Here is a 5,469-nt window from a genome sequence, read left to right on the forward strand (position 1 = left end):
CCCTTCAGGAAAGATATGAACTGTCTGAAGAAAAGGCAGAAGAATATATGAAGAAGTATTGGTAAATTCAGGTTTGCAGGGATGACATGGCAGCGATCAGACGCACGAAAACGGAGTCAGCCCCTGCAGCGAATCCGTTTTCTGTGCATTCTGGTTCTGTCAGAACATCTACAAAGCCCTGCCTACCTTCTTTCCGGCCGCAGGCCGACTAACACTTATCAGGCCTTTGTCGGGACAGTTGGCGATAAGGCGGGGGCCGGATGATTGCGGAGGTTAAGCGTCAGCCTCGAAGCAATCGCCGGTCCCCGCCTCTGGACAAAGTACACGACAAACCTGAATTTACAGATTCAACACATCCTGAATAGTATAGAACCCGGCCTCTTTCCCTTCCAGATAGGCGGCGCAGTCGCAGGCGCCTCTGGCGAAGCACTCCCAGTTGTAGGAGTGGTGGGTGATCTCCAGGCGTTCGCCCAGCCCGCCGAAGTAGACGGTGTGGCTGCTGGGGATGTTGCCGGCCCGCAGGGAGTGATAGCCGATGGTTCCCGGCTTTCGGGGATTCTCACCTTTTTCCCTGCCGTATACGGCGATGTCTTCCAGTTCTTTGCCCAGGGCATGGGCCATGATCTCGCCCATTTCCCGGGAGGTTCCGCTGGGTACGTCTTTCTTCCACTGGTCGTGCATCTCAAGGATTTCGATATCCAGCTCATCGCCTACAGTTCTGGTCACCATCTCCAGAAGCTTGTTCATTACATTGACCAGCTTGGAGGTGTTGGCGGCGTACAGCATGGGAATGGTTTTAGCTGTCTCATGGAACCGGGCCATCTCATCTTCTGAAAAGCCGGTGGTGCCGCACACCAGCGCCTTTTTGTGAGCCACTGCGGCTGCCAGGACTTCCAGGGATACCTCCCGGGTGGAGAAGTCGATGATCGCGTCGCAGCGGTCGATGACGCTCTCCAGATCGTCTGTTACGGGGACGCCCAGGGTGCGGCCGGTCATAGCCACCGTACCCAGATCTTCCCCGATATAGTCTCTTCCTTTTGGACCAAGGCCGGCCACAAGCTCCAGATCTTCTCTTGAGGCGGCGGCCTGGGTGATCAATTTGCCCATTTTTCCTCTTGGGGCAACTACAATAATTTTCATAAAAAACGCTCCTTTTTTCGTGAATTTCGTGGGTTTCACGTATATTAATTTTATTCTAGCATATCCTAATGGAAAAGAATACTAAAAATAATGCTTGCATTTTTCGACGGTATTCGATAGAATATCACTATCGGGGTATGGCTCAGTTTGGTTAGAGCGCACGGCTGGGGGCCGTGAGGTCGCAGGTTCGAATCCTGTTACCCCGACGCAGAGGCTTAACTTCCCGGGACGGCAGTTAAGCCTTTTTTCATTACACATTACAAAGGAAGAATGAGGGAAAAGAAATGGAGAAGGAACAGGCGAAAGGATTGTTTTGCACATTGCAGGGATATTCCTGGCGATACCTTCCCAAAGATATTTTCGTGGGGATCATCATAGCTGCGGTATCCATTCCCATTGCCATGGGCTATGCGGAAGTGTCCGGCCTGCCGCCGGTGTATGGCCTGTACGGGTCGGTGCTTCCGATCATCGTCTTTGCGGCAGTCACCCGGTCCAGGCAGTTCATCCTGGGGGTGGACGCCACGCCGGCAGCGCTGGCGGGGGCGACGATCGCCTCTTTCGGCATTGTGGGCGGCTCGCCGGAAGCCATGGCCTTTGTGCCGATGATGGCGCTGTTTACCTGCCTGTGGCTTTTGCTGTTCTATTTTCTGAAGGCAGGCAGGATCGTGAATTTCATCTCCTCTCCGGTGATGGGGGGATTTATCAGCGGTATCGGTGTTGAGATCATCCTGATGCAGATCCCCAAGCTTATGGGCGGAAAAGCGGAAGCGGGAGAAGCGCCGGAGCTTCTGGGGCATATCCTGGAGACTGCCCGGGATATCAATTCGGTTTCTCTCCTCCTTGGAGTATGTTCCCTGGTGATCATCCTGGCGGCAACCCGGTTCATCCCCAAGTTCCCCATGCCCATCTTTGTGATGGCGGCGGGGGCCGGGCTTACCGCAGTCCTTCATCTGGAGCAGTATGATGTGGCATTATTATCCCATGTGGATCCTGGATTCCCCGGGATCATCCTGCCGGATTTCGCAAATGTGGAGATCACCCATGTGGTGGGAAAATCTCTGATGGTGGCCGCGGTGGTGATGGCGGAGACTTTGCTTGCGGAAAATGAATTTGCCCTGAAAAACGGCTACAAGATCAACGAGAACCGGGAGATCCTGGCCTGTGCCCTGGCCAATGGGGCGGCGGCGCTTACCGGAAGCTGTCCGGTGAACGGAAGCATTTCCCGGACTTCTATGAATGATCAGTACGGCGGGCACACCCAGCTGGTGTCCGTAGTGGCGGGGATCGTTATGCTGGCCCTGCTCTTTACAGGGACCGGGTTTATTGAGTATCTGCCTGTCCCGGTGCTGACGGCCATTGTGATCTGCGCGCTGATGAAGGTAGTGGAAGTCCATCTGGCGCTGCGGCTGTGGAAGGTGCGCAAAAGAGACTTCTGGATCTTTGTGGCGGCCATGCTGGGTGTTCTCTTCCTGGGAACGGTGTATGGCGTAGTGATCGGAATGCTTCTGTCCTTTATCGTAGTGATCACCGAGGTGATCGTGGAGGTGGCCAATCCCCCCAGGGCCTTTCTGGGAAGGATCCCGGAGAGAGAGGGACTTTACAACCTACAGGAGCGGGAAGAAGCCGAGCCCATCCATCAGATGGTGGTCTATCAGTTTGGAGAGCGGCTGTTTTTTGCCAATATCAAGATCTTCCAGCAGGATATTGAGAACAGCATAAAGGAAGATACAAAAGCGGTGATCGTGGATGGCGGCGCGATCAGCAGCATCGATCTTACTGCAGCGGACCGTCTGGAGATCCTGGCGGACAATCTGGAGAAGCAGGGGATCCACTTCTACCTGACGGAAGTGCCAAAGCATCTGGAAGAACAGCTGGGCTTCCTTGGAGAGGGAACGCTGATCCGGGATGAGAAGGTGCTGCCCACCGTGGAAGAGGCGGTCCTTGAGGTACAGAAGGAGATAGAGCCGGAGACGGAAAGAGAAGCCGGGAAAGAGACAGAATAAAGATTTACACGGACGCTATAGTATGCTAGGATAAAAGGAAAGCAGAAGTCCTAACTAGACCATGGGAGAACAGAGGTAAAGAGTATGAAAAAAAGAGTGGTGGTGGCGCTTGGCCACCGGGCTCTGGGGACTACGCTCCCGGAGCAGAAAGAAGCAGTAAACCATACATCCAAGGTGATCGCGGATCTGATCGAGCAGGGTTATCAGGTGGCCATCACCCACAGCAACGCGCCCCAGGTGGGCATGATCCATACCGCTATGAATGAGTTTGGCAAGGCCCATCAGGATTACACCGCCGCGCCCATGTCGGTATGTTCCGCCATGAGCCAGGGCTATATCGGGTACGACCTTCAGAACAGTATCCGAGAGGAGCTTCTGAACCGGGGGATCTACCGGACGGTGAGTACCATCCTGACCCAGGTGATCGTGGATCCCTATGACGACGCTTTCTATACGCCTACTAAGGTGCTTGGCCGGTATATGAACGCGGAAGAAGCCAACGAGGAGCGCAAGAAAGGCAACTATGTGGTGGAGGAGCCGGGGAAAGGGTTCCGCCGGATCGTATCCGCGCCCCAGCCTGGGACCATCGTGGAGATCGACGCCATCAAAGCGCTTCTTGACGCGGACCAGATCGTGATCGCCTGTGGAGGCGGCGGGATCCCCGTACTTCAGCAGGACAACCACCTCAAAGGCGCCAGCGCGGTCATCGAGAAGGACCTGGCTGCCGGGAAGATGGCGGAAGAAGTGGACGCCGATGAGCTGATCATCCTGACCAGCGTGGAGAAGGTGAAGATCAACATGGGACGCCCCGATGAGGAAGAGCTGGGAGAGATCTCCGTGGAAGACGCCCGCAGATATATGGAAGAAGGACATTTCGGAGAGTACAACATGCTGCCCAAGTTCAGCGCTTCTCTTGGATTTATCGAGAAGCGGGAAGGAAGACGGGCGCTTATCACTTCCTTTGACAAGCTGGGAGAGGCCCTGAAGGGTAAGACCGGCACCATCATCCAGGGATAAGAGGAGCTGTAACGAGAGTAAGACATCCGCATATACTGTCTATAAGAAGTATACGCGGATGTTTTTTATGCATCCCGGGGAGAGGGCGGTTTGGTTGCGTCTGTGCGAACTGGAGGCGAAAGAAGTTATCAACACGTGCGATTGTAAAAAGCTGGGATATGTGGTAGATTTAATCATAGATGAATGCCAGGGGCGCATCGAGGCCATCGTCATTCCCAGAGGCGGGAAATTCTGCGGGATCTTTGGCGACGGGGCGGAGTATGTGATCCCCTTCCGGTGCGTGAAGAAGATCGGGCCGGACATCATCCTGGTGGAGATCCATGAGGATCTGGAGGCGCCGGAAGGGAAACTCTTCGGACGGGTTTGACTTCTGGTTTTTGGAAAGTTATACTAGTAGAATACAAGAAAAAGAAAGGAATTTAAGACACGATGAAATGTCCATACTGCGGTAATCCAGATACAAGAGTAATTGATTCCAGGCCGGCGGAGGACGGCAACTCCATAAGGAGGAGACGTTCCTGTGATGTGTGCGGCAAACGCTTTACCACCTATGAGAAGATCGAGACCATCCCCCTTATCATCATTAAGAAGGATAATAACCGGGAACAATATAACCGGGGCAAGATCGAGAAGGGGATCCTGCAGGCCTGTTACAAGCGGCCGGTTTCCGCGGAGGACATCCAGCGGGCCATCGACCGGATCGAGACCAAGATCTTCAGCCTGGAGGCAAAGGAAGTGCCAAGCAGCGCCATCGGCGAGATCGTGATGGATGAACTGAAGGACCTGGACGAGGTGGCCTATGTGCGTTTCGCCTCTGTCTACCGGGAGTTCAAGGATGTGAATACCTTTATGGACGAGCTGAAGAAGTTTTTGAAGTAGTGTAGGGAGCAAGAGATATGAGAACTTATAAACTGACGATTTCCTATGACGGGAGCAGATATCAGGGATGGCAGCGCCAGGCGACCACCGACAATACCATCCAGTTTGTTCTGGAGTGGAGCATCGGGAAGCTGGTGGGATACCGGGTTCAGGTGGACGGCTCCGGCAGGACCGATGCGGGCGTCCACGCCAGAGGACAGGTGGCCAGTGTGAAGTTGTCCAAGCTGTATGATCCCAAAGAATTCAAGGACGCGCTGAACCGGTATCTTCCGGAAGATATCCGGATCGTGAAGGTGGAGCTGGTGAAGAACGGCTTTCACGCCAGGAAGAGCGCCAAGGGAAAGAAATACGAATATTACATTGACTGCCGGGAGAAGCCGGATGTATTTTCCCGGAGATACTGTTATCACTATCCGGTGAAGCTGGATAT

Annotated in this window: 6 protein-coding genes and 1 tRNA gene; 6 read left to right on the forward strand and 1 reads right to left on the reverse strand. The window is 54.1% G+C overall.

Annotation, left to right across the window (positions count from 1 at the left end; all coding sequences use genetic code 11):
- Window positions 1-339: 339 nt before the first annotated feature.
- On the reverse strand, window positions 340-1,140 hold the full coding sequence (dapB, locus tag ACML7B_RS07135; RefSeq protein WP_418540207.1) for a 4-hydroxy-tetrahydrodipicolinate reductase: 801 nt from the start codon (window positions 1,138-1,140) through the stop codon (window positions 340-342).
- A gap of 131 nt (window positions 1,141-1,271) precedes the next feature.
- Here dapB and ACML7B_RS07140 point away from each other — a divergent pair.
- The 6 genes from ACML7B_RS07140 to ACML7B_RS07165 all read left to right on the forward strand — a co-directional run.
- Window positions 1,272-1,346, forward strand: a tRNA-Pro gene (locus tag ACML7B_RS07140).
- A 78-nt stretch (window positions 1,347-1,424) separates the two neighbouring features.
- Complete coding sequence (locus ACML7B_RS07145; RefSeq protein WP_418540209.1) at window positions 1,425-3,143, forward strand: SulP family inorganic anion transporter; 1,719 nt, start codon at window positions 1,425-1,427, stop codon at window positions 3,141-3,143.
- 84 nt (window positions 3,144-3,227) lie between these two features.
- Complete coding sequence (gene arcC, locus ACML7B_RS07150; RefSeq protein WP_106789066.1) at window positions 3,228-4,160, forward strand: carbamate kinase; 933 nt, start codon at window positions 3,228-3,230, stop codon at window positions 4,158-4,160.
- A gap of 58 nt (window positions 4,161-4,218) precedes the next feature.
- Window positions 4,219-4,527 carry a PRC-barrel domain-containing protein gene (locus ACML7B_RS07155; RefSeq protein WP_418540211.1) on the forward strand — a complete coding sequence of 103 codons (309 nt, stop codon included), beginning with the start codon at window positions 4,219-4,221 and terminating at the stop codon, window positions 4,525-4,527.
- A 62-nt stretch (window positions 4,528-4,589) separates the two neighbouring features.
- The gene (gene nrdR, locus ACML7B_RS07160; protein ID WP_346707144.1) at window positions 4,590-5,039 is read left to right on the forward strand and encodes a transcriptional regulator NrdR; all 450 of its coding nucleotides are present in this window, start codon (window positions 4,590-4,592) and stop codon (window positions 5,037-5,039) included.
- Between the two features lie 17 nt (window positions 5,040-5,056).
- A partial coding sequence (locus tag ACML7B_RS07165; RefSeq protein ID WP_418540214.1) for a tRNA pseudouridine synthase A occupies window positions 5,057-5,469 on the forward strand: 413 nt, incomplete at its 3' end.

This window comes from Massilistercora timonensis, from assembly GCF_048354975.1.
In the GTDB taxonomy this organism is placed as follows: domain Bacteria; phylum Bacillota; class Clostridia; order Lachnospirales; family Lachnospiraceae; genus Massilistercora; species Massilistercora timonensis.